Genomic DNA, 922 nt, shown 5'->3' with positions numbered 1-922 from the left:
ACCGATACCGCAAACCGCAGGAAATCTTGTCGGACAACAGTGAAGCGTTTGCCACCTACCATCGCGGTCGTCTATCAGCCACAGAAGTTTGGTTGGCGAAGCAAGGTGTGCTGGCAATTGCTGGCTTCGCCCCAACTACGCAAGGCAAAGACGAACGCTCCCACCGCACGTTGGTGCAGTTTCTCGATGCACGCACACCGGAAACATTCGACGAACTGCAAAAAGCGCTTGCGGCCTACCGCGAGGTCTACAACAAACATCGGCGACATCAAAGCCTGCTCGTCGGCAAGATGCACATCACGCCCGAACAAGCCTGGGAAACGTTCCCGCAGGCTGAATCACCTACAACTCCGCTTGATCCTGAAGCGGTCTGGCAGCGCGTTGTCGACTACAACCTCGCCAACAACCCCCATGCAAAGCCGAAGCATGCATACACAAACGACCCCGGGGAAGCTGCCACTTCACCCAGGGTCAACACCGATCGTGCAATCACCACGCCAGGTGCATCGCATACGGATACGACCAGCATAGACCCGTATGAAGCAGTCAAAAAGCAGCGCTTTGATATCCCCTTGGAACTGACCATCAGCCGCCACGGGGCAGTTCATATCCTCGGATACCCGCTGTATGTCGGATTGAGATTCAAAAGCCGCAAACTGCTCAGCCACGTTACTGCCGATAACGTCGCTGAATTCTTCACCGCACACGACGGAGAATTCCTCTTCAGTGTGCCGCTACCGATCAAGCTCAAACACCGCCCAGCCGGCGGAGTAATCAACATCAACCACGTCGAAGGCATGAAACACCGCCAACCACCCCAGCTGCGCCCCAACCTATCCAAACCCCGGCCAAAAAGACGCAAACCGAAACACTAGCCAAAGTCCAAAAAGCTCCTGGACTCCGTGTCCAATAAGTGGCTGGA

Annotated in this window: 1 protein-coding gene; it reads left to right on the top strand. The window is 55.5% G+C overall.

The annotated features are described in order from the left end of the window. On the top strand, window positions 1–875 hold an 875-nt coding region (locus HMPREF3171_RS10385), incomplete at its 5' end, for an integrase core domain-containing protein (protein ID WP_141743398.1). Window positions 876–922 lie beyond the last annotated feature (47 nt).

The organism is Corynebacterium sp. HMSC08F01 (assembly GCF_001807545.1).
Taxonomy (GTDB): domain Bacteria; phylum Actinomycetota; class Actinomycetes; order Mycobacteriales; family Mycobacteriaceae; genus Corynebacterium; species Corynebacterium coyleae.
The sequence above is the reverse complement of the archived record's forward strand: the minus strand, read 5'-3'. Positions and strand labels throughout refer to the sequence as shown.